Source organism: Amycolatopsis samaneae (genome assembly GCF_039541975.1).
GTDB lineage: Bacteria > Actinomycetota > Actinomycetes > Mycobacteriales > Pseudonocardiaceae > Amycolatopsis > Amycolatopsis samaneae.
This window is the reverse complement of the sequence record NZ_BAABHG010000013.1, coordinates 240145-261835: the sequence shown is the minus strand read 5'-3', so window position 1 is coordinate 261835 and position 21691 is coordinate 240145. Positions and strand designations below refer to the sequence as shown.

15 protein-coding genes are annotated in these 21691 nt (G+C 71.0%); 8 read left to right on the top strand and 7 right to left on the bottom strand.

What is annotated here, in order from left to right; all coding sequences use genetic code 11:
* Positions 1–5: 5 nt before the first annotated feature.
* The 4 genes from ABD987_RS31720 to ABD987_RS31705 form a co-directional block, all read right to left on the bottom strand.
* Positions 6–800, bottom strand: a complete 795-nt coding sequence (locus ABD987_RS31720; RefSeq protein ID WP_345402353.1) for a dimethylarginine dimethylaminohydrolase family protein — start codon at positions 798–800, stop codon at positions 6–8.
* Entirely contained in the window at positions 797–4822 is a 4026-nt protein-coding gene (locus tag ABD987_RS31715; RefSeq protein WP_345402350.1) for a Pls/PosA family non-ribosomal peptide synthetase, read from the bottom strand. Before ABD987_RS31715 ends, ABD987_RS31720 begins: the two co-directional genes overlap by 4 nt.
* Positions 4823–5234: 412 nt before the next feature.
* On the bottom strand, positions 5235–5999 hold the full coding sequence (locus ABD987_RS31710) for a LuxR C-terminal-related transcriptional regulator (protein WP_345402347.1): 765 nt from the start codon (positions 5997–5999) through the stop codon (positions 5235–5237).
* Between the two features lie 416 nt (positions 6000–6415).
* Positions 6416–7303 carry a LysR family transcriptional regulator gene (locus ABD987_RS31705; protein ID WP_345402344.1) on the bottom strand — a complete coding sequence of 296 codons (888 nt, stop codon included), beginning with the start codon at positions 7301–7303 and terminating at the stop codon, positions 6416–6418.
* 79 nt (positions 7304–7382) lie between these two features.
* On the opposite strand from ABD987_RS31705, the gene ABD987_RS31700 reads away from it, so the two are divergent.
* Genes ABD987_RS31700 through ABD987_RS31690 form a run of 3 tightly spaced genes read left to right on the top strand, consistent with a single transcriptional unit; the run spans position 7383 to position 10779 of the window.
* Entirely contained in the window at positions 7383–8627 is a 1245-nt protein-coding gene (locus ABD987_RS31700; protein ID WP_345402341.1) for an MFS transporter, read from the top strand.
* 56 nt (positions 8628–8683) lie between these two features.
* The gene (locus ABD987_RS31695) at positions 8684–9655 is read left to right on the top strand and encodes a YncE family protein (RefSeq protein ID WP_345402338.1); all 972 of its coding nucleotides are present in this window, start codon (positions 8684–8686) and stop codon (positions 9653–9655) included.
* Positions 9652–10779 (top strand): FAD-dependent monooxygenase, encoded by a 1128-nt coding sequence (locus ABD987_RS31690; protein WP_345402335.1) that lies wholly within the window; start codon positions 9652–9654, stop codon positions 10777–10779. Before ABD987_RS31695 ends, ABD987_RS31690 begins: the two co-directional genes overlap by 4 nt.
* A gap of 110 nt (positions 10780–10889) precedes the next feature.
* Here the strand turns inward: ABD987_RS31690 and ABD987_RS31685 are convergent, their stop codons facing one another.
* Both ABD987_RS31685 and ABD987_RS31680 read right to left on the bottom strand, forming a co-directional pair.
* The gene (locus ABD987_RS31685; RefSeq protein WP_345402332.1) at positions 10890–12422 is read right to left on the bottom strand and encodes an MFS transporter; all 1533 of its coding nucleotides are present in this window, start codon (positions 12420–12422) and stop codon (positions 10890–10892) included.
* Between the two features lie 119 nt (positions 12423–12541).
* The gene (locus ABD987_RS31680; RefSeq protein WP_345402329.1) at positions 12542–13219 is read right to left on the bottom strand and encodes a TetR/AcrR family transcriptional regulator; all 678 of its coding nucleotides are present in this window, start codon (positions 13217–13219) and stop codon (positions 12542–12544) included.
* 93 nt (positions 13220–13312) lie between these two features.
* Between ABD987_RS31680 and ABD987_RS31675 the strand changes: the two genes are divergently transcribed.
* The 3 genes from ABD987_RS31675 to ABD987_RS31665 all read left to right on the top strand — a co-directional run bounded on the left by ABD987_RS31675 (position 13313) and on the right by ABD987_RS31665 (position 16352).
* Positions 13313–13873, top strand: coding sequence for an ester cyclase (locus tag ABD987_RS31675; protein WP_345402326.1), 561 nt, complete (start codon positions 13313–13315; stop codon positions 13871–13873).
* A gap of 74 nt (positions 13874–13947) precedes the next feature.
* The gene (locus tag ABD987_RS31670) at positions 13948–14214 is read left to right on the top strand and encodes a hypothetical protein (protein WP_345402323.1); all 267 of its coding nucleotides are present in this window, start codon (positions 13948–13950) and stop codon (positions 14212–14214) included.
* A gap of 509 nt (positions 14215–14723) precedes the next feature.
* Positions 14724–16352, top strand: a complete 1629-nt coding sequence (locus ABD987_RS31665; protein WP_345402320.1) for a carboxylesterase/lipase family protein — start codon at positions 14724–14726, stop codon at positions 16350–16352.
* A gap of 251 nt (positions 16353–16603) precedes the next feature.
* On the opposite strand, the gene ABD987_RS31660 is transcribed toward ABD987_RS31665, so the two are convergent.
* Complete coding sequence (locus ABD987_RS31660; protein ID WP_345402317.1) at positions 16604–17566, bottom strand: helix-turn-helix transcriptional regulator; 963 nt, start codon at positions 17564–17566, stop codon at positions 16604–16606.
* Between the two features lie 270 nt (positions 17567–17836).
* On the opposite strand from ABD987_RS31660, the gene ABD987_RS31655 reads away from it, so the two are divergent.
* Together ABD987_RS31655 and ABD987_RS31650 are read left to right on the top strand one after the other, a co-directional pair.
* Positions 17837–18325 (top strand): MarR family winged helix-turn-helix transcriptional regulator, encoded by a 489-nt coding sequence (locus tag ABD987_RS31655; protein WP_345402314.1) that lies wholly within the window; start codon positions 17837–17839, stop codon positions 18323–18325.
* Positions 18326–19168: 843 nt separating this feature from the next.
* Positions 19169–21679: a Pls/PosA family non-ribosomal peptide synthetase gene (locus ABD987_RS31650; RefSeq protein ID WP_378214125.1), complete on the top strand. Its 2511-nt coding sequence runs from the start codon at positions 19169–19171 to the stop codon at positions 21677–21679.
* The last annotated feature ends 12 nt before the right edge of the window (positions 21680–21691 follow it).

Sequence of the window (21691 nt, the reverse complement as noted above, 5' to 3'; positions counted from 1 at the left end):
GACGGTCAGCGGGAATCGTCCAGTGTCAGCGCGGTACAGCGGATTCCGCCACCGCCCTTGGCGAGCTCGGTGGTGTCGAGTTCGACGACGTCGAGCCCCCGTTCCCGCAGGGTGGCGGCGAGCGCCGGCGCGCCGGTGGTCATGGTCACCGTGGTGCCGTCGCTGACCAGGTTGAGCGCGAACCGGCCCGCCTCCGCCGCGGACACCTCGATCAGGTCGAGACCGAGATCGCGCAGTCGTCCGGCGCTCGGCGCTTCGAGCGCGGCCGGGTGATAGGCGAGGGTGTCCCGGTCGATGACCGCGACCGCGAGATCGAGGTCGTACCACTGTGGACCGGCGGTCCGCAGCGGTACCACCTCGCAGCCGAGGTGATCGGCGAGGACGGCGGGCATCCGCTCGTCGGTGCGCTGGCCGTGGCCGGTCAGCATGAGGTCGCCGCAGGCGAGCGCGTCTCCCTGGCCGCTGAAGGCATACGGGGCGTCGAGCACGTCCCAGCCGTTGGCGGTCAGCCACTCCCGGAAGAACGGGATCTCCGCCTTCCGCAGCGCGGGCGGGTCACCGAGCACCGCCCGGCCGCCGCGGACCACGGCGGCGTTGGCGGTGTAGACCATGTCGGGGCAGCCCGGCTCGGCCGGGAGGTACCGGACACGCCTGCCCGCGGCGCGATGGGCCGCCACGATCGCGTCGTGCTCGGCGACCGCGGCACACGGGTCGGGCTGCACGGCCACGTTCATGTAGGGGTTGATCTCGTAGTCGACGCGGAAGTGGGTCGCGTCGGCCACGAGCAGATCGGTGTTCATCGGACGTCGGCCTTCCTTTCGTCTGCGGCCAGGTCTTGGCTCACCAGCCCGGCTCCCCCGGTCACGCGTTGCGCGGGAATGCCGTGCCAGCTCGTGCCCGGAGCGAGGTGTTCGCCCTTCATCGCCAGCGAAAGCGCGCCGAGCGCGACGTCCTCGCCGACGACGGAGTCGTAGAGCACCACCGAGCGCGTCCCGACACTGGCCCGCGGCCGGACGGTCACCCGGGACATCTTCATGACGCGGTCCTCGAACAGGTGCGTCTGCAACGACACGGTGGCGGCGACCGCCGCGTCGTCGCCCACTTCGACGAGGTCGAACTCGGTGAGGTAGGTGGTCGCGATCCAGGTACGCCTGCCGATCCGCGCGCCGAACAGGCGCAGCACCGGCGGCAGGAACGGGGTGCCGCCGAGCATGCCGACACCGGCGGGGACCGCCGCGGTCTCGTACAGCGCGGTGACGAACTCCGTCCGGCGGACCCACAGGCTCCACAGCGGTTCGGTACGCGGCCGGTAGGTGCCGACCAGGAGCCGTTTGGCGGCGGCGCACCAGGCGATCACCGCGGCACCGGCGGCGACCGCCAGGAGCGGTGAAAGCACGATGGCCGCCAGCGCGCCACGGCTGTTCCCCAGCGCCTGCACCGCCAGCACGTACGCGTAGACGCTCAGGCCGAGCATCGAAGCCGGTGTCACCGCGCGGAAGAACTCGATGACCAGCCGCAGGACGACGGCCCTGCGCGTGGGCCGGAAGGTCAGCTCCTCGGGGAAGGTTCCGCTGTCCTGCCGCGCGGGCAGGTGCATCGCCGGCGAGCCCAGCCACGACGTGCCCTCCTCGATCGGCACCGCTGGTGCCAGTGTGCTCACCCCGACCAGCGAATCCCCCGGAAGCGTCGTGCCGGCGGGCACCAGTGCCGCGTTGCCCACGAAGGCGCGTGACCCGACTTCGGTGCGCTGAAGGGACATCCGGCCGTTGGCGAACACGGCGGGCCCGACACTCGCCATGTCCGCCAGGAAGCTGCCGTCGCCGAGGGTGAGCAGATCCGGATCGACGTGGGAGGCGGTCGACACCTCGGAGCCGCGGCCGATCCTGGCGCCGAGCAGCCGCAGCCACGGCGCCGTGTAGAGGGTCGCGTACAGCGCGTTGGTGGTGGTCAGGCTGAGTTCGAAAACCTTGTCCGACAACCACTTCCGCACCCCGAGCAGCGAACGGGCCGGATGCGTTCCCACCGGCGTCCTCGGCAGCACGAGACGTTTTCCAAGCGCGACGACCACGCACACCGTGAGCACGTACACCGGGCCCGTCGCGAGCGTGGTGCCCAGTCCCGCCAGCGGACCCCAGACCGTCGCCGCCCACCAGGTGAGCAGGACGCTCGGCAGCACCGTGGCGATCCCCACCACCTCCAGCGCGAGCAGGCCGGCGCCCGCCGCCGCGAAGTGGCGTACCCGCCAGCCCGGCAGGTTCGCGTCGGCGGACAGCAACGCCTCCACCGGCGGGGCGAGCGCTTCCACCGGGCTCGCGGGCGATCCCGCCCAGCGCGCCCCCGCGGGTACCACGGAGTCCGGGCCCAGTGCCGACTGCTCACCGAGCGCCGCACCGGCCCCGAGCCGGGCACCGGGTTCGAGGACGGAGTTGTTCCCGACGAAGGCGCCGGGGCCGATTTCGACCCGGTCGACGAACACCCACCCGTCCGCCACCCGCCACGGGTTCAGCACGACCCCGTATCCGACGGTGGCGTCGTCGCCGACACGCACCAGCCCCGGCAGGCCGAGCAGATGGGTCGCGATCGTGGTGCGCCGCCCGACCCTGGCGCCGAGCAATCGCAGGTAGGGCGCCAGCAGCGGGGACCCGCTGAGCGTCGTCAGCGGGCTGATCGACAACACCAGCTGAGCAGCCCAGATCCGGAGGTAGGCGCGGCCCCACAACCGGTACCGGCCCGGCCTGATCCCCGCCGTGAGCGGGCGGACGAGAAGCACGGGCAGCAGCCAGCGGACGGCGAGGAACCCGCCGAGCGAGAGCCCGACGATCCGCACCGGGTCCACCACACCGCCGGTGAGGGCGTAGGCCAGCGGCGTGCTCAGCGCGAGGACCACCAGATAGATCAGCACGGCCTGGACCGCGCCCGCGCGGGCGATCCGGCCACCACCGTGCCGCACCGCCTCCGGGCGTCCGGCGTCCTCCACCGGCAGGGCCGCCACGGTGCCGAGGTGCTCGGCGAGCGCGCGCACGGACGGGTGCGCGTACAGATCGCGCACCGCCAGACTCGCCCCGAGCTCGGTTTCCCGCAGCAGCGAGACCACCCGTGCCGCGGCCAGTGAGTGGCCGCCGAGGTCGGCGAAGAAGTCCGCCTCGACCGAGAGCGCCCCGGGCGGGGTGCCGAAGGTTTCGGCGAACGCGGCCAGTACCTGTTCCTCGGCCTCCCCCGCGGCCGCCACGACCTGTCCGGTACCGCTCAGCCGCCGCCCGCTTGGCGCGGGCAGCCGGGTGCGGTCCACCTTGCCGCTGGGCATCGTGGGCAGCTCGGCGATGATGTCCACAAAGGACGGGATCATGTAGGTGGGCAGCCGGTCCCGCAGGTGGTCGCGCAGCCGTCCCACGAGCGCGTCGGGGTCCTCCGCGCTGAAGGGTGCCGGGACGAGATAGGCGGCCAGTTCGGTGACGTCCCCGCCCGCGCCGGTCACCGGCATGAGCGCGGCGACCGCTTCGGCCACCCCGGGAAGCTCCAGCAGGACGTTGTCGATCTCGGCGAGATCCACGCGGTGGCCCCGGATCTTGACCTCGGTGTCCGCGCGGCCGAGGTACTCGATCTCCCCGCCCCTGGTCATCCTGCCGAGATCCCCGGTGCGGTAAAGCCTGCCGCCCGGCGGCGCGAGGGGATGCTCGACGAACCGCTCCGCCGTCAGGTCGGGACGGCCCACGTAGCCGCGGGCCACCCCGGGGCCGCCGATGCAGATCTCGCCGATCTCACCGTCCGGGACGGCTTCGCGGTGTTCGTCGAGCAGGACGACGGAGTACGTCGGCAGCGGCACGCCGATCGTCACCGGCCGCCCCGGCCGCAGCTCGGCCCAGGTGGCGGTGACGGTGGCCTCGGTCGGGCCGTAGGTGTTGAGGATCCGCCGCCCCGGCCGGGCCCAGCGCTCGACCAGCTGCGCGGGGCACGCCTCGCCGCCCACGAGCACACTCCGCACGCGCGGCAGCTCGCGCGGGATCGTCGCCAGCAGGGTCGGAACGCAGTACAACACCGTGACCGCGTGCTCGGTCAGGAAGTCGGCGAGTTCGTCCCCGAGCCGGCGCGAGTCGTTCGCCCCCGCCACGAGCGTGGCGCCCACCGCCCAGGTCGGCCAGATCTCCTCGATGGAGAAGTCGAACGAGATCGTCATGCCCTGGTAGACCCGGTCGTCCGGGCGCACGTCGTAGATTTCCGGGACGACTTCGAGGAAGTTGCAGATGCTCGACTGGGCGATGCGGACGCCCTTCGGGCGGCCGGTGGACCCCGAGGTGTACATGACATAGGCGAGTGGATCGGCCTCGCCGCCCGGTTCGGGCTCGGGCCGGGTGGTGGCCCGGCCGGCGATCACGGCCGCCTCCGCGTCCAGCGCGACCACCCGGCTCCGCGTCCCCGCGCACCGGGACGCCAGGCCGGAAACGGTCAGCACGAGATCGGCGCCGGCGTCGTCGAGGATGTAGGCGACCCGGTCCGGCGGCGCGCCGGGGTCGATCGGGACGAACGCCGCGCCCGCCTTGCCCACCGCGAGCAGGGAGACATAGGTGTGGCTCGAACGCGGCAGGAGCAGCGCGACCCGCGAACCCCCGCCCACGCCGAGCGCGCGCAGGTGGTGGGCGAGCTGGTTGGCCTGCGCGTCCAGTTGCCGGTAGGTCAGGAGCCGCCGCTCGCAGTCGAGGGCGATCGCGCCGGGCGTGCGGTCGCAGGCCGATTCGAAGAACCGGTGCAGGCGCGCCGCTGTGGTGGGGCGTCGGTCCCGCGGCTGCGGTGCCGCGACGGTTGGCGTTGACGGATGACTCGGCATTCCCTCTCCTCGACCGCACCGCCCGGCGACCACCGGCGGCGGAAGGAGGAGATCCCGCGACGTCGATCGGCCCCGTACGGCGCGGTCCATCGTCGAAACAGCGTGGTGCGCACGAGTACGGCGGAAAGTGACCCGGCGGCAACTACCGCTTCGAAAAAAGTTCACTTTCGCGCAGGCCGACGTTGGCCTGAATGCGAATAACCGGTGCCGACCGGACATCCACGGCGAGCCGATCGGCGCATCCCGCTCCGGTCGGGTTCGGAGTTTCGGCGCATTTACGACGATAGATTCCCCGCGTTCCCGAAGAACAGGGAAACCGTTCCTCTCGACCGAGGAAATCCGCACGACCATACCGGGAGGAACATCTCACCGGCGCTGTGTCCATTATCGTTCGTCGGGAAATATTTCCGTTTTATCGGCCGCGCCCGAGTCCCGCTTCCCGTGCCAGCACGATGACCTGTGCGCGATCCGCCGTCCCGAGCTTGCCGAAGATCGCCGACACGCGGTTGCTCACGGTCTTGGGCGAGAGCGCCAGATCGCGGGCGATGGCCGGGTTCGACATCCCCGCCGCCACGCGTTCGAGCACGTCCCGTTCCCGGTTGGTGAGCTGTGCGAAGGGATAGGAGTCCGTGCCGGACGCGGCGGCGAACAGCGCGCCGAACCGCTCGGCGATCGCCCTGCCGATGATCACCTCACCCGCCGCGACGGCCTGGATGCCCCGCACGATCTGGTCGGGCCCGGCGTCCTTGATCAGATAGCCGCGGGCACCGGCGCGAATGGCCGCCGAGAGGGCGCCGGCGTCGTCGATGTCGCTGAAGACGAGCACCCCTGTTCCCGGCGCGGCCCGCACCGCCCTGCTGATCACCGGACTGCCCGCGGTTTCGAGCTGGACGTCCATCATGAGCACGTCGGGACGGTGCCGGGCCGTTTCCGCGAGGGCCTCCGCCGCGGTGGCGGCTTCGCCGACCACGGCGATGTCACCGGCACGTTCGAGAATGGATCGGACACCGTGGCGAATCGCGGGCTGGTTGTCGGCGAGCACGACGGTATGCGACGCGGGCGCCTTCGTCGCGACTTCGACTTCGGCTCCGGGCCCGCCGTGCGCGGCGCGTCCCCAGGCGTGCATACTGGCGGGCGATTCCTGGACGAGATCACGGATGACAGCTGACTGGCTCACTCGACTCCCCTCGGAAACACGGCTGAGCTGAACACTCGGATCGGCATCGGGCAGCCGGGATCCCGCCCATCGGGACTTTACATGTTATCCGAAGCGAGGCCCTTCCCGACCACGAAGTGGTCGTTCCCTCAAATCCCCCCTGTAATTCGTTCGTGATTCACCGGTTTGTCGGCGATCCCCCTTTTGGCCGAACCGATTTCCGGTCCAGCGGAGCGTTTTGCGGCTTTTTTCCGGTCATGACACGCCGGCAGCGCCGCGCGGACCGGATGAGCCGGTGCCGACCGGCGCCCGGCCGGCTCCCTCCCTTCGATGCCGACACGTCGTCACGCAATACGGCCCGGGGTTACGGCGCCACCGGGCCCCGCACCGGATCCGCGCCACCTCGAATCCCCTGTGGACAGACGCCCCCGCGCGGTTCAGGAGACGGCGGCCACCAGCTCGGTGCGCAGCCGTCGCGCGGCCGGGGTCGCCGCCTCACCTCGGGGGAGGACGAAATCGACCGGGCGCTCGACCACCGCGTCGTCCAGGGTGACGCTCCAGACCCCGGCGTCCCGGCCCTGTTCGGCGACCGCCCTCGGCAGGAACGCGAGCCCGGCACCACCGGCGACCAGGTCCAGCGCCATCCCCCAGTCGTCGACCTCGCAGACGCGCTCGCGGCGCAGGCCCGCCTCCCGGAAGAGCCGGTCGAGTTCGGTGCGCACCGCCCAGTACCGCGGCATCTCGACGAACCGCTGGTTCGCGAGATCGGCCAGGCCGATCGAGGACGAGCGGTGCAGCGGATGACCGCGGGAACCGGCCAGCACGAACGGTTCGGTGGCCAGGTGGGTGATCTCGAGCTCCCGCGGCGCGGCCTCGGGCGCGGAAAGCAGGGCGCAGTCCAGCCGTCCGTCGGCGAGACGCTGGAGCATCACCTCGGTGGGCAGCTGGGACATCCGGAGTTCCAGCGCGGGGTGGAGGGCGGTCATCCGCGACAGCACGCCTGCTACCGGGACCAGGTGCTCGACGTGGGTGAACACGCCGATGGTCAGCCAGCCGGTCAGCCGCCTGCCCGCCTGGCCGACCGCGTCGTGGACGGCGTGGAAACTGCGCAGCGCCTCGCGCGCGGCGGGGATCAGGGCGCGTCCCTCGGCCGTGAGCCGCGGCGGCCGGGTGCCCTTGACGTAGAGGTCGACGCCGAGGTCGTTCTCCAGTGCCCGGATGGACGAGGAGAACCCCGACTGCACGATGAACTCGCGACGCGCGGCGCGGGTGAAGCTGCCCTCCTCGACCAGGGCCAGGAAGTGGCGCAGATGCCGGATGTCCATGCTCACCATCTCCCTAGGAGATATTGGAGATCTTCAGATTCTCTGTCACAGATACTAGCGCCGGGTGATCATGATCCGCATGGACCACTCCACGCAGACACTGCCGCGGCAACCGGCCGCCGCCCCGGCCACCACGAGCGGGCACCTGCCGCATTCGGCCGGGTTCTGGGTGGTCGCCGGGGCCTACGCGGCACTCAGCGCGTTCGGCACCGCCCCCACTCCCCTGTGGCCGAGCTACCAGCGGGCCGACCGGTTCGGCCCGCTGTGGGTGACGGTCGCCTTCGCGATCATGGTCGCCGGGATCGTGGTCAGCCTGCTCTTGCTCGGACACCTTTCCGACCGGTTCGGGCGGCGGCGGATCATCGCGCCCGCGCTGCTGGTCACCCTGGCCGCCAGCTACGTGCTGATCGCCTGGCCAGGGCTCGCCGGCCTGCTCACCGGCCGGTTCCTGACCGGGCTCGGCGTCGGCCTGATGGCCGCGAGCGCCACCGCGTATCTCGCCGATCTGGACCGGCGGGCCCGGCCGCACGTCACCGCGCCGAAGCTCCCCGGACTGGTCGCGGCCGGGGCGAGCCTCGGCGGGCTCGCGCTCGGCCCGGTCGTCGCCGGCGCGCTCGCGGAGTGGCTGCCGGACCCGCTGCGAACGCCCTACGTCGTCCTCGGCCTGCTGGTGCTGGTGTGCCTGGCGCTGGTGCTGGTGACCCCGGAGACCGTCGACCCGGCCGTCACGCCGCCCGCCGCCGCGCCCCGGACGAACCTCCGTGCCGGGCACCGCGCGGTGTTCACGGGCGCGTCGCTGTTCGGCTTCGCCGCCTTCGGCGCCAGCGGGGTGTTCTCCTCGGTCGGCGCGCTGGTCATCCGGAACGATCTCGGGATCCACGACGTGTTCGTCGGCGGTATGGCCACCTTCGCCGTGTTCGGCGCTTCCGCCACGGCGCAGCTGGCCCTCGGCGGGCTCGGCACGCGAGCACTCACCTCCCTCGGTGTCCTCTGCTACCTCGGCGGCCTCGCGGCGACGTCGGTGTCCATCGCGCGTCCTTCGCTCGGGCTGTTCCTGGCCGCCGCCGCGGTGACCGGCGCGGGCGCCGGAATGCTGTTCAAAACCGGGCTTTCGCTGTCCACCGCGTCGGCGGTGCCCGCGTCGAGAGCCGGTGTCCTCTCGGTGTTCTTCGTCGTGGCCTACCTCGGCATGGGTGTGCCGTCCGTCCTGTTCGGACTCCTCGTCGGTGGTTTCGGTTCGCTCACCACGATCCTCGTGCTCGGCGTGGTACTCGCCGTCGTCGCGATCGCCGGCGCGGTGCTGGTGCTGGGCAGGCGGCCATGACCGGCACCGGCGTTCCCGAACTTCCTTCACCGGCACCACGACCACGAGGAGAAGCCGTGACCAGCCTGCTGATCGCCGACACCGAAAGCAGTACGATCGAACTCCGCGACGCCACGTCCTTCGAGCGGCTCGCCCTGCTACCGACCCGGTCCATGCCCCACGAGGTCGCCGTGGACCCCCGCTGCCGGATCGGCTACGTCAGCATCAGTTACGAGGACGGCTTTTACGGCAACTACGAGAAGGCGTCGCACTTCTTGGAGGTCGTCTCGCTCGACGGACCGCGACATCTGCGCACCGTCGACCTTTCCCCGCACTGGGGACCGCACGGGATCCAGCTCTCGCCCGATCTTCGCACCGCGCTGATCAGCTGCGAATCCCACGGCGGCGAGGTGATCGCGCTCGATCTCGGTACCGGTGAGGTGACCGGCTCGGTCCCGGTCGGCGCGCATGGGCCGCACTGGCTCGCGCTGACCCCGGACGGCGCCAAGGTGTACACCGCCAACAAGGAGGACCCGTTCGTCACCGTGGTCGACGTCGCGTCGATGGCGGTCACCGGCCGGATCGAAACCCCGTACGGCACCGAGGGGATCGCCGCCTCGCCGGACGGCTCCCGGGTGTTCGTCGCGAGCAGGCGGTCCCCCCAGCTGTACGTTGTGGACGTGGCCACCGACCGTCCGGAGAGGACGGTGCGGCTGGCGGAGGGGCCGGGCGCGGTCACGGTCACGCCGGACGGCGGCCAGGTCGTGTTCACCAGCTTCAACTTCGACGTCTGGAACGAGAAGCCCTTGCTGCGTCAGGGTTTCGTCCAGGTGCTGGAGGTCGCGGGCTGGGTGCTCGGACCGCGGATCCCGGTCGGCCGCTTCCCGCTCAACGTGACGACCGGTTCCGACGGCTCCACCGCCTATGTGTGCAACTACAAGGACGACACGGTGTCGGTCGTGGATCTCCGCGAAATGGCCGTGACACGCACCGCGCCCGTCGGCGCGGGCCCGCACGGCATCGCCTGCTTCGAACGGGAGTGCTCGTGACCGCGAAGGTCCGGCGGGTACTGGTGTCCGGCGGCGGGATCGGCGGGCTGGCGGTGGCCGGCGCGCTGGCCCGCCATGGTGTGGCGGTCGACGTCATCGAGGCGCGGGCCGATCCGGCCGTGACCGGCATCGGGATCAGCGTCCCGAACAACGCGCTGCGGATGCTCGGGAAACTCGGGGTGCTGGACGAGGTCGTCGCCGCGGGGTACCCCTTCGACGAGTACGTGATGTGCGACGCGACCGGCGCGCGGATCGTCGGGCTCCCCTGTCCGTCCTCTTCGGACGGTACGCCGGGATACCTCGGCATCACCCGTGCCCGGCTCGCCGGGATCCTGCGCGCCGCGGCGACCACCGAGGGCGCGCGGCCGCGGTTCGGGGTCACGATCGAGGACCTCGCCGACGGCCCGGCCGCGGCGCGCGTCCGGACCAGCGACGGGCAGGAGGCCGACTACGATCTGGTCGTGGGCTGCGAGGGACTGCGGTCACCGTTGCGGGAACGCCTGTTCGGCGCGGAGCACGGCCCGGTGTTCACCGGCTACTCGTGCTGGCGCGCCCGGCCGCGGCTGCCCCGCCGGGTCGCCGCGATGACGAAGTTCGCCGGTGCCACGACCGACGCCGGCCTGGTACCCCTCGGCGAGGACGAGATGTATCTGTTCCAGGTCACCGCCGAGCCGGGCAATCCCCGGCACGAGCCGGGTGAGCGGCGGGAACTGCTGGCCGAGCGGCTCGCGGAGTACACCGGGCCGATCGCCGAGGTCCGGGAAAACCTGCCGCCCGCCGAGGAGATCGTCTACAGCCCCCTGTTCGAGGTGCGCCTTCCGGCGCCGTGGCATCGCGGCCGGGCGGTGGTGCTCGGCGACGCCGCGCACGCCGTCGTCCCGCATCTTTCCCAGGGCGGGTCGCAGGCGCTCGAAGACGCGGTGGTACTGGCCGAGGAACTCACGCGGCGTCCGCTCGCGGAGGCGCTGCCCGCCTTCACCGCGCGCCGGTTCGACCGCGCGCGGCACCTCCAGCGGGTCTCCTCGGCGATACTGGTCCGGGAGATGACCGGGCACCGCCCGGATCCGGACGAGCTGTCCCGGGATATGGCGTCGATCCGGGCCTACCTCGACCAGCCGGTCTGAGCGCACCGGACCGTCCGAAGTGGACCCGCGAGGATGTCCCGAACGGGGCGTTGAGGACGTTCAACGTCCTCAACGCTCCGTTCGGGACACGGGCCCACCCCCGGCGCCGATCAGTGGTGGTTTTCCAGCACCGGAACCGGCTTTGCGGCGGCCTCCGGCCGGGCTTTGCGCAGCGCGATCATGCCGACCACGGCGAACACCACGACGACCGCGCTGCCGATTCCCGCCACGGCGTGCAGCCCGGACGCGAAGGCGTCCCGCGCGGTGGCGAGCACGCCGTCCGCCAGCGAACCGGGAAGCGTGCTCGCCACCCGCAGCGCGCCCGCGATACTGTCGCTCGCCTGGGCGGCGGCCTCGGCGGGAACCGGCGCGGGGACGGCGATCCGGTCGCGGTAGACGGCCGTGCCGACACTGCCGAACACCGCGATCCCCATGGCGATCCCGAATTCGGCGCTGGTCTCCGACATCGCCGAGGCCGCGCCCGCCTTCTCCGGGGGCACCGAGCTCACCACCATCTCGGTGCACAGCACGCCCTGCGGTCCCATCCCGAAACCGGCGATCGACATACCCACCACCACGAACGCGACCCCGCTCGCACCGGCGGCCTGCGTGAACAGCAGGATCCCGGCCGCCGCGACCAGCATCCCGAAACCCAGCACGAACTCCGGCCGGAACCGCCGCGCCAGCCGCGGCGCGATCAACGAACCGACCACCACCGCGCCCGCCTGCGGGACCAGCAGCAGCCCGGCCTCCACCGCGCTCAGTCCGGCGACCAGCTGCAGGTACTGGCTGACCAGCAGGAAGACCCCGCCCATGGTGAGCGCGCCGACCAGCATGATGCTCACCGCCGCGCCGAACGCCCGCACCCGGAACAGCCGCAGGTCCAGCATCGGATCGGCCAGCCGGCGCTGACGCCGGACGAACACCACGCCGAGCGCGACGCCCGCCGCCAGCACGACCACGTCGACCGGCGTCACCCCGTCCTTGGCGATCTCCTTGAGCGCGTAGATGACCGGCAGGATCGCGCCCAGCGACAGCGCGACGCTCGCCGGGTCGAGCCGCCCGGCGGCGGGATCGCGGTACTCCGGCAGCAGTTTCGGCGCGGTGACCAGCAGCAGGACCATGACCGGCACGGCCATCAGGAAGACCGAACCCCAGCGGAAGTGCTCCAGCAGGAAGCCACCGGCCACCGGGCCGATCACCATGCCGCCCATGAAGCAGCTCATCCACACCGCGATCGCGGTCCCGCGCTGTTTCGGGTCCTGGAACATGTTGCTGATCAGCGCCAGCGTGGACGGCATCAGCGTCGCCCCGGCGATCCCGAGCACGGCCCGCGCCGCGATCAGCATCTCCGGGCTGGTGGCGAAGGCCGCCGCGATCGACGCCGCGCCGAAGGCGGCACCGCCCGCCATCAGCAGTTTCCGCCTGCCGATCCGGTCACCCAGTGTGCCCATCGTGACCAGGAACCCGGCGATCATGAAGCCGTAGATGTCGATGATCCACAGCAGTTGCGTGCTGCTCGGCCGCAGGTCGGCGGCCAGGTGCGGAACCGCGAGGTGCAGCACGCTCATGTCCAGCGACAACAGCAGCGTCGGCAGCGCCAGCACCGCCAACCCCAGCCACTCGCGTTGTCCTGCCGTCATCGTCGTCTCCCAGGGTCTCGATCGTCTTGTCTCACCCTTTCGTCGAACCGCCTCGGCCCGAAACGACATCGCGGCCGGAGAAAGTCGAAGAAAACTTCCGCGGTGCCGGCAGGCCGGTGTCAGCGCCGGTCCCCGAGCCGCGCGACGAGGGCGTCCAGCGCCAGCTCGACGGTGAACTCGAACTCGGTGTCGGCGTCGAACCGGGCGAGTTGGGCCGCCGCCCTCGAGACCGCGGGCAGGCCGCTGCCGGCCAGGACCGACCGCCGCCGCGCGAGGGCGGCGACGTCCGTGGTGCCGTAGGTGGGCCCCGCGTCGACCTCCCGCAGCAGCGTGCCGATGAGGGTGGCGAGCAGCGTCCGGAGCAGGTGGACGGACTCACCGGCGGGGCATCCCGCGTCGCGCAGGACGGCGAGCACCGCCTCGACGGGAGCGAGTGCCTCGAAGGAAGCGAGCTGACGGGTGAGGACGAGGGAGGCTGCGCCGGGGTGGGCCAGTGCCTGCTCGCGGAAGGCGTGGGCGATGGCACGCAGGTCGGCGCGCGGGTCGCCGGTGGGCTCGGGCAGCGCCATGGCACCCAGCAGGTGTTCGGCGACCGCGTCGAGCAGGCCCTCCTTGCCGTCGACGTGGTTGTAGAGGCTCTTGGCGTCGGCCCCGAGTACCCGCCCGACCGCGCGCATGCTGACCGCGGCGACGCCGTCGGCGGCGATGACCCGCAGGGTCGCCCGCACGATCGCCTCGCGGGAGAGTCTGCTCTCACCCTTGGGCGGACGCCCCCGGCGTACGGCACTGGTGCTCATGCCGGACATGGTGCCGCACCTCCTTGTCGAAATCCACGCCGTGGGTATACCGTGCCCAGCATAAACCCACGCCGTGGATAAATGGAGTTCGCCATGTCCCGCTTCGCCCTGCCGCCCGAGGACGTTCTCCGTGCCCGCGAAAAGCTCGTCCTCGACCACTTCCACGACGAGGTACGGCAGGACTGGGACGCCACCCTCTCGACGTTCCCGCACCCGCACTACGAGCTCGTCGCCCCGATGACCGTCCACGACGGCGACGACGCGGTCCGCCGGTACTACCACGACACGCGGGTGGCCTTTCCCGACCAGGACCACGAGATCATCGCGCTGCGCCACGCGCACGACGCCGTGATCGTCGAGTTCTGGCTGACGGGCACCCACCGCGGCCCGCTCGGCCGGATCCCGGCCACCGGCTCCCGGCACCGGACGCGGATGACCGCGTACTTCCTCTTCGACGCGGACGAAAACCTGGTCACCGAACGCGTCTACTTCGACCAGCTCACCGTGCTCCGGCAGCTGCTCGGCGGGCTGGACAAGAAGAATCCGGCCGATCTGCTCAAGCTCGGCCGCGCGGTGGCCGGGGCGCTGGCCATGACCGGTGGCGAGCCGGACCCGCGCCTGGCCCGCACGACGCCACCCGCCCTCGACGACTGATCCCCGGCCTTCCGTAGCGATTGCGTCCTTGTGGCGCAGTGCAGTGGATCTCTTGTGCTGCAAGACTTTTTTCCATGCGCATACGCCGGATCGTCCTGGTCGGCACCCTGGTGGCCTGCTTTTCGACAGCGTCCGCGGTGGCGGAGACCCCGGTAGCCGGTGCGAGCTTTTTCGGCTGCCGGTTCTACCTGCTCGCCACCGGCCACGGCGGCATCATCGTGGATATCGGGTGCAACTACGGCGCGAAGGGCGATCGGGTCCTTTGCGAGGGATCGTTGCAGGTCGCCGGAGTGCCGGTGGACCTCGCCAAGGAAGCGTGCCGCCGGGCGGCCCTGCCCTGACCCGTCCCTCGACGGGGCCCCGGGGGTTCGTGGGTGCGCGTGGTGTTGCCGCGGGGCGTGCGGGTGCGGATTCGGGGTTGCCGAGAGCCGGGGTAGCGGCCGGACCCACGACGGGTGTATCGCACTAGGGCGGGTAGTGGTGGTTCGCCGAGACCGGCGGTGGGCGCGGCCCCGCGGTCCTGGGCGGGCCACGCGTGCGCGACCCCGGCCGCTCCAGGCCATGCCGACGCCGGTGAAGAATGCGTCTTTTTCCTATGTGGACATTCAATTCCGGTCCCCCGCCGGCGAGGCCGTCGCCGCTGCGGGATACCACGAGTGGCGGGTTGTGCTTTCCTCGTCGCCGCCGGGAAACTGAGCTGACCACCCCGGAAAATCGCTGCGGGGGAAGGAAAATCCGCAGACCGGGCGCGCACCCGTCCCCGTTCGCGCGCGGGTCCCGCCCGGCTTCCCCGGGGTGTGGTTCCCGTCGTTTCCCGTTGCGCGAAACAACGCGAAAGAGGTGGTCACCAGTGACAGGCAAGGCACTGGCGCGGCTGTCGGCCGCGGCCGTGGTCGTCCTCGCGACCGTGTTCCCGCCGACCGGCGCGGTCGCGACGACACCGGGCACGGCACCGCCGGGCACCGCGCCGCCCTGCACCGCGGGCACCGAGGTGCGCACCGCCGAAGGCCCGGTGTGCGGCCTGGCCCGCGACGGGGTGACCTCCTGGCTCGGCATCCGGTACGCGGCGGCACCGGTCGGCGAACTGCGCTGGCGGGCCCCGCGCCCGGTGGAGCACTGGCGGGACACCTTCTCCGCCACCGCGCCGGGCAACCAGTGCCCGCAGCCCGCCCGCCTCGGTCCGGCGCGGACCGTCGAGGACTGCCTGAACCTCGACGTCCGGGTGCCCAGGGACGCCGGCCCCGGGCCGCTGCCGGTCATGGTGCAGATCCACGGTGGCGGTTTCCTGTTGTTCGGCCCGCAGAACGGTACCCACCTCGCCGCGACCGGCCGGGTGGTCAGCGTCGAGATCAACTACCGGCTGGGCATCATGGGGTTCTTCGCGGACAGGGCGCTCGGCGCGCACTCCGGCAACTACGCGCTCCAGGACCAGCAGGCCGCGCTGCGCTGGGTGCGGCGCAACATCGCCCGGTTCGGCGGCGATCCGGGCAACGTGACCATCTACGGCGCGTCCGCGGGCGGGTCCAGCGTCTGCGCGCAGCTGGTCTCCCCCGCCGCCCGCGGCCTGTTCCACAAGGGAATCAGCCAGAGCGGGCAGTACAACTCGCTGTTCGGCCACGAGACCTCCTGGCAGGCACAGGACTGCAAGGCGCAGTGGCCCACCGAAACCGAGGCGCAGCGGGCCGGCGCCCGGTTCACCGCGGCGGTCGGCTGCGCGGACGCGGCCGACGTCGCGGGCTGCCTGCGCGCGGTCCCGGTCGAAAAGCTGCTGGCGCAGGCGGGCGACGGGCTGAAGGCGGACAGCGGGACGATCGCGCCCGTCGTCGACGGCGTCACCATCCCCCGCGCCCCCGTCGACGCGTTCGAGGACGGCGAGGTCAACCCGGCGCGGGTGATGATCGGTGTCGACCGGGACGAGGTACAGCTTCAGCTGGCCGAAACACCCCAGCAGTACCGGGAACTGGTGCGGCAGCAGTACGGCGAGCTGGCCCCGGCCGTGTTCGACCGCTACCCGCTCGACCGTTTCCCCGAGCCCGCGGCCTTCCTCGCCTACCGCACGATCGTGGCCGACTCCAACTCGGTCTGCCCTGCCCTGCGCACCGCGCGGCAGCTGTCCCGCCACCTGCCCGTCTACGCCTACCAGGTGGACAACACGGACTCGCCGCCGGTCTGGTTCCTCGACCCGGCCAAACCCAACGGCGCCTTCCACGTCGCGGAGAACAGCTTCCTCTTCCCCGCCCCCGACGCCAAGTTCGACCCCAACCAGGCCGTCTACGGCAGGCAGCTGGTCACCCAGTGGACCGGGTTCGCCCGCACCGGCGACCCCACCGTCCCCGGCGCGCCCCGCTGGTCCGCTTACACCGCAAGGGATCCCCGGGTCATGTCGCTCCAGCCCGCGGGTGACAGCGTGCTGACCCGCGAGATCGGCGAGCAACACCAGTGCGGCTTCTGGAACGACGTCGCCCCGGCGCCGCGCTGAGCCGTCACTTCCGGTCACGGCGGTCGTCGCGCGGTTCGTTTTCCGGCTCGGCGTGGTCGCTGAACGGCCACGACGCGGGTTTCGTCCCGCGTGCTGCGGACGCGGCTCCCGCGCGGGCAGACTGTGGTTTCGGGCAGGTCACCCCAGACCCGGTCTACCTGCCTGGTGGCCCCGGGCGACCCTCCCCCACGCCCGGGGTCCACCCGACCGGGGCCCCGGCCCGACGGGGCCCCGGTCGGCCGGGGCGCCGGTCAGCGCGGATGCCGCAGCAGGGTCTGGTGCGGCGGACGGCCGTAGGCGCCGCGATAGCGCCGGGCGAACCGCCCCGGGTGGAGAAAACCCCAGCGGGCGGCGATCTCAGTGACCGTGACCCCGCCCGCCGGGTCGGCGGCCTGCAACGCGAGATGCGCGTGGTGCAGCCGGACCTGACGCAGGTACTCCATCGGCGTGACACCCCGGTGACGGCGGAAGGCGTACTGCAGGGCCCGCACGGTCACCTGGGCGGCGGCCGCGATGTCGGCGACGGTGAGGTCGCGATCCGGATGGTCGTCGATGAACGCCATCGCGCGGCGCACCGTGCCCGGATGCGCGTCGTGGCGGTCCTCGATGGTGGGATCGGCCAGCGCGGTACTGGGGAAGGTGTTCAGCACCGTCGCGGCGAGCAGCTGGGGCGCGGTGGAGGTGATCAGCGGCGCGTCCCCGCCGAACGGCACGGCCGCGACGTGCTCACGCAGGAACGTGATGGTACGCAGCAGGTGCCTGCCGGCGGCGGGTGAGAACGGGCGGTGCCCGGTCAGCCGGACCGGTGTCTCGGTGCGGCCGGGCGCGGTCGCGGCCACCCGGGACAGCGCCGAGGGCTCCAGCTTCGTGTAGCCGAAGCGCACCGGCAGGCAATGGGCGGCGAAGGGCCGGTCGGGCTGGGCGAGCAGGAACACCTCTCCCGGGCCGAACGCGCCGTCCACCCCCTCGGTCACCACCCGCGCGATGCCGCCGGACTCCACCCCGATCAGGGCGAGGTGCCCCAGCGGGTCGGCTTGGTAGTCCAGTTCGAAATCGGCGTCGGACACGTCCAGGCTGGCGGGCCCCAGCGGGTTCTGGAAGATCCGGTACTCCTGCCGCTGCCCGGAGGACGCCCTGAGGCGCATCGAGGTGTAGCCCGCGCTGATGAAGTCCTCGATCTCCGCCAGGTCTTCGCTCGCGAACACCAGTCCCATGACATCCCCGATCTCCGCTCGACGGGACGGCCACCCGTCAGCTTGCCCGCCCCGGGCGCCGGGAGAGCGCGCCGGAGAACACGACCACGCGGTTGGAGTACAGCCGGCACCGGCCAAAGTGAGCGGGTTTCGCGTTTCCTCCGTCCGATTCCGCTTTTTCCCGCCACGACGGGCTTCCGGATCGTCCTTTGTGGATTCCCGGCCGGGCCGGGAGGCGCCGTCGCCACCGGTGACCTTGCCCGTCACCGGGTATACGGCACACTGGAGGTCATGTCTCGTTCCGCCGCCGCCACCGACACCACCGACATCGACGCCGTCACCGATGCCGTGCTGACCGCGTCCCGGCTGCTGGTGGCCGTGTCCGTCCGCTCCGTCGCGGCGGCGGGCGAGCTCACCCTGCCGCAGTTCCGGCTGCTGGTGGTGCTGCACACCCGGGGCCCGCTCAAGCACGCCGTGCTCGCCGACCAGCTGGGCGTCACCCCCTCGACAGCGAGCCGGATGGTGGATCGCCTCGTCGCGGTCGGCATGGTCGAGCGGCTCAGCAGCCCGACCTCACGCCGCGAGATCGTCCTGGAACTCACCCGTGAGGGCGGCAGGATCGTCCGCCAGGTGATGGCGCGGCGGCGCAAGGAGATCGCCAAGATCGTCGCCAGGATGCCCGACCGCGCCCGCCGCGGTCTCGTCGAGGTACTGACCGCCTTCGCCGAGGCGGGCGACGAACCCCTTTCCGGCGCGAACCTGGAAGGCGTCTGGGCCTGAGCCCGCCGGCGGCGCGACCGCTCCCGGGCCGCCGCACCCGGATCGGGCCCGCGCGACGGCCAGGGCCCGGGAGCCGCACCGCGACCACCACACCGCGGGTCCCCGCCGCCGCTGAGCGGCCGCCATCGCGCACCGGCCTCCCGGACTATTGTCGAAACAAACTGTTGTCATATCACACGTTGTTATCCGAATCCGAACGTCTCCACACACGCCGTCGCGCACCGTTCACCGGCGAACACTTCGTCAGCGCTTCCACCATTTGCCGGAAGCGCCACCTCCGCCGGACGGAGCCGACTCAGCGAGCACTCAGCCGGACAGCGAGACACTGAGTTCCCATCAGGTGAACCGGATGTGATTGCGCCGGCGAGGGTGATAACGGGGCGGGCTCCCCAGCGCCCTCACGCGGCCCCTCCCGCCGATCACGTGCAGTTCACCGGATGGTCACGAACACAACGTTATCGATTTCGCTCCACGCGCAACGACCCGGTTTTGTTACCGGCAAAACCGGATCGCGGCGAAGAACACTCAATTGGGCCATCAGTTCTACTTATAGGGGTATACTACGGCTGCCGATCGGAGTATCGTGAACACCCGTAAGCCGAGGTCGCCGGTACCATAAGTACCTTATTTCGCCGGTGGCGACAATCTACGAAAAATTGCCGCCAGGGAATTCCGTGTAGTATGGATCTTACGACAGGCACGAATACGGGATTTCACACGATCTGGGCGTTATTCGTGAGCTTGTGAGCTTCATGTGCCCGTTTTATTTCAAACGGGTTACGGAACCGCAGAATTCGGACTCAAGGGGTTACTTCGCGGTTAAAGACGTTGATTATCGACGTCGTGGGTCTGACTGAGTCTTCTCTAACCGAGGCTGGTTCTACCGCCGGTATAGAGCACGGGTTCGCTGAGGTTCTCGCCGACATAGTGGGGAGTGATCAAGTAGCCCTCGACAGCAACTTCTTCGACGATCTGGGCGCCAACTCGTTGCTGATGGCCCAGTTCTGCGCGCGAGTCAGGAAGAGACCAGACCTCCCCACCGTGTCGATGCGGGAGATCTACCACCACCCGACGATCGGCAGCCTGGCGGCGGCGCTGGCGGACACCGAGCAGGCCCCGGTGCCGCCTGCCCCGCCCGCCGAAGCGGAAGAGGTGGTGGCGGAGCGGCGCGAGCGCCCCGGAACGCTGAGCTACGTCCTCTGCGGCGCGCTGCAACTGCTGTTCTTCCTCGCCTACTCCTGCTTCCTGGCGGTGGCCATGTCGCTGGGCGCGGACTGGATCGGCGGCGGCGCCGACCTCCTCGCCTTCTACCTGCGCTCGGTGGCGTTCGGCAGCGCGCTGCTGGTAGCGCTGTGCACCCTGCCGATCGCGCTGAAGTGGCTGCTGATCGGCAGGTGGCGGCCACGGGAGATCAAGCTCTGGACCTTCGCCTACTTCCGCTTCTGGCTCGTCAAGACACTGGTGCAGCGCAACGTGCTGGTGCTGTTCTTCGCCGGCTCCCCGTTGTACTCGCTCTACTTGAGAGCACTGGGCGCCCGGATCGGGCGACGCGTCACGATCTTCACCCAGCACGTGCCGGTGTGCACCGACATGCTGGTCATCGGCGAGGGCACGGTCATCCGGAAGGACTCCTTCCTCACCGGTTACCGGGCGCAGGGCGGGGCGATCCAGACGGGCGCGATCACGATCGGGAAGAACGCGTTCGTCGGGGAGATGTCCACGATCGACCTCGGGGCCGCGCTGGGTGACGGCGCCCAGCTCGGGCACACCTCCTCCCTGCACACCGGCCAGACGGTGCCCGCCGGGCAGAGCTGGCACGGCTCCCCCGCCCGCCGGGCCGACGTGGACTACCGCGCGGCGGCCCCGGCCCGCTGCGGGAACCTGCGGAGAGGGTTCTACGTCGCCCGGCAGCTGCTCGTGCTCGCCGGGCTGTTCGCGCCCCTGCTGCTCGGCGGCACCGACCTGATCCTGAGCCAGGCGCCGTGGCTCGCGACGCTGCTGGACGGCACGGAAATGCTGGACTTCACGAGCTGGGCGCTCTACCGCGACGCCATCCTCGTGTCGCTCGTGCTCTTCGTCGGCCTCCGGCTCATCGGCTTCGCGCTCGCCACGACCGTCCCGCGGCTGTTCGGCCGCTTGATCAAGCCGGACAAGGTGTATCCGCTCTACAGCGTCCACTACTCGCTGCACCGCGCCATCAGGATCGTCACCAACGCGAAGTTCTTCAAGACCCTGTTCGGGGACAGCTCCGCCATCGTGCACTACCTGCGCGCCATCGGGTGCGACCTGTCGAAGGCCGAGCAGACCGGCTCGAACTTCGGTGTGCAGGAGAAGTTCGAGACGCCCTACCTGACCTCCGTCGGCAGCGGGACGATGATCGCCGACGGGCTGTCGGTCGTGAACGCGGACTACTCGAACACCTCCTTCCGGGTGTCGCGGGCGAGGATCGGGGCACACAACTTCCTGGGGAACAACGTCGTCTTTCCCTCGGACGCGAAGACGGGCGACAACTGCCTGCTCGCGACCAAGGTCCTCGTGCCGGTCGACGGGAAGGTCCGCGAAGGCGTCGGCCTGCTGGGCTCGCCCAGCTTCGAGATCCCGCGTTCGGTCGAACGGGACAGCCGGTTCGACCACCCGGAGACCCCGGCCGAACTCCGCCGCAGGCTCGCCGCCAAGAACCGGCACAACGCCGTCACCATGGTGCTCTACGTACTGACCCAGTGGCTCTACCTGCTCGGGGTCCTGCTGCTCGGCTGGGGCACCAAGGCTCTCTACCCGATCGTCGGCGCGCCGATGATCGCACTCGACTCGATCGTCATGGTCGGCTTCAGCATCGGCTACTTCGTCGTCGTGGAGCGGACGATGACCCTGATCCAGCCGCTGAAACCGCTGTCCTGCTCGATCTACGACCGCCGGTTCTGGCGGCACGAACGGTTCTGGAAGGCCGCGTCGACGGCGGTGCACCTCCAGTTGCTCAACGGCACCCCCTTCAAGCCGATCGCCATGCGGCTGCTGGGCGTGCGGGTGGGCCGCAGGCTCTACGACGACGGCTGCGGGATCGTCGAGAAGACGCTGGTGACGATCGGCGACGACGTCGCGCTCAACGCCGGTTCGATCGTCCAGTGCCACTCGCAGGAGGACGGCGGGTTCAAGATGGACGGCATCACCATCGGGGACCGCTGCACCGTCGGGACCGGTGCCTGGGTCCACTACGGCGTACGGATGGGCGAGGGCTCGACACTCGCGGCCGATTCCTTCCTCATGAAGGGCGAAGAGGTCCCGCCGCACACGCACTGGGGCGGCAACCCGGCCAGTGAACTCCGGGGTGCCACGCTGCCGGCGGGCAGCCACTGACCCGAACGACGT

Excerpts from the sequence above, each read along its gene's own strand:
- ABD987_RS31655 (WP_345402314.1), top strand. The coding sequence starts at position 17,837 with ATGTCTCGTTCCGCCGCCGCCACCGACACCACCGACATCGACGCCGTC.
- ABD987_RS31685 (WP_345402332.1), bottom strand. The coding sequence starts at position 12,422 with ATGACGGCAGGACAACGCGAGTGGCTGGGGTTGGCGGTGCTGGCGCTG.
- ABD987_RS31705 (WP_345402344.1), bottom strand. The coding sequence starts at position 7,303 with ATGGACATCCGGCATCTGCGCCACTTCCTGGCCCTGGTCGAGGAGGGC.
- ABD987_RS31720 (WP_345402353.1), bottom strand. The coding sequence starts at position 800 with ATGAACACCGATCTGCTCGTGGCCGACGCGACCCACTTCCGCGTCGAC.
- ABD987_RS31675 (WP_345402326.1), top strand. The coding sequence starts at position 13,313 with ATGTCCCGCTTCGCCCTGCCGCCCGAGGACGTTCTCCGTGCCCGCGAA.
- ABD987_RS31670 (WP_345402323.1), top strand. The coding sequence starts at position 13,948 with ATGCGCATACGCCGGATCGTCCTGGTCGGCACCCTGGTGGCCTGCTTT.
- ABD987_RS31700 (WP_345402341.1), top strand. The coding sequence starts at position 7,383 with ATGGACCACTCCACGCAGACACTGCCGCGGCAACCGGCCGCCGCCCCG.
- ABD987_RS31715 (WP_345402350.1), bottom strand. The coding sequence starts at position 4,822 with ATGCCGAGTCATCCGTCAACGCCAACCGTCGCGGCACCGCAGCCGCGG.
- ABD987_RS31680 (WP_345402329.1), bottom strand. The coding sequence starts at position 13,219 with ATGAGCACCAGTGCCGTACGCCGGGGGCGTCCGCCCAAGGGTGAGAGC.
- ABD987_RS31660 (WP_345402317.1), bottom strand. The coding sequence starts at position 17,566 with ATGGGACTGGTGTTCGCGAGCGAAGACCTGGCGGAGATCGAGGACTTC.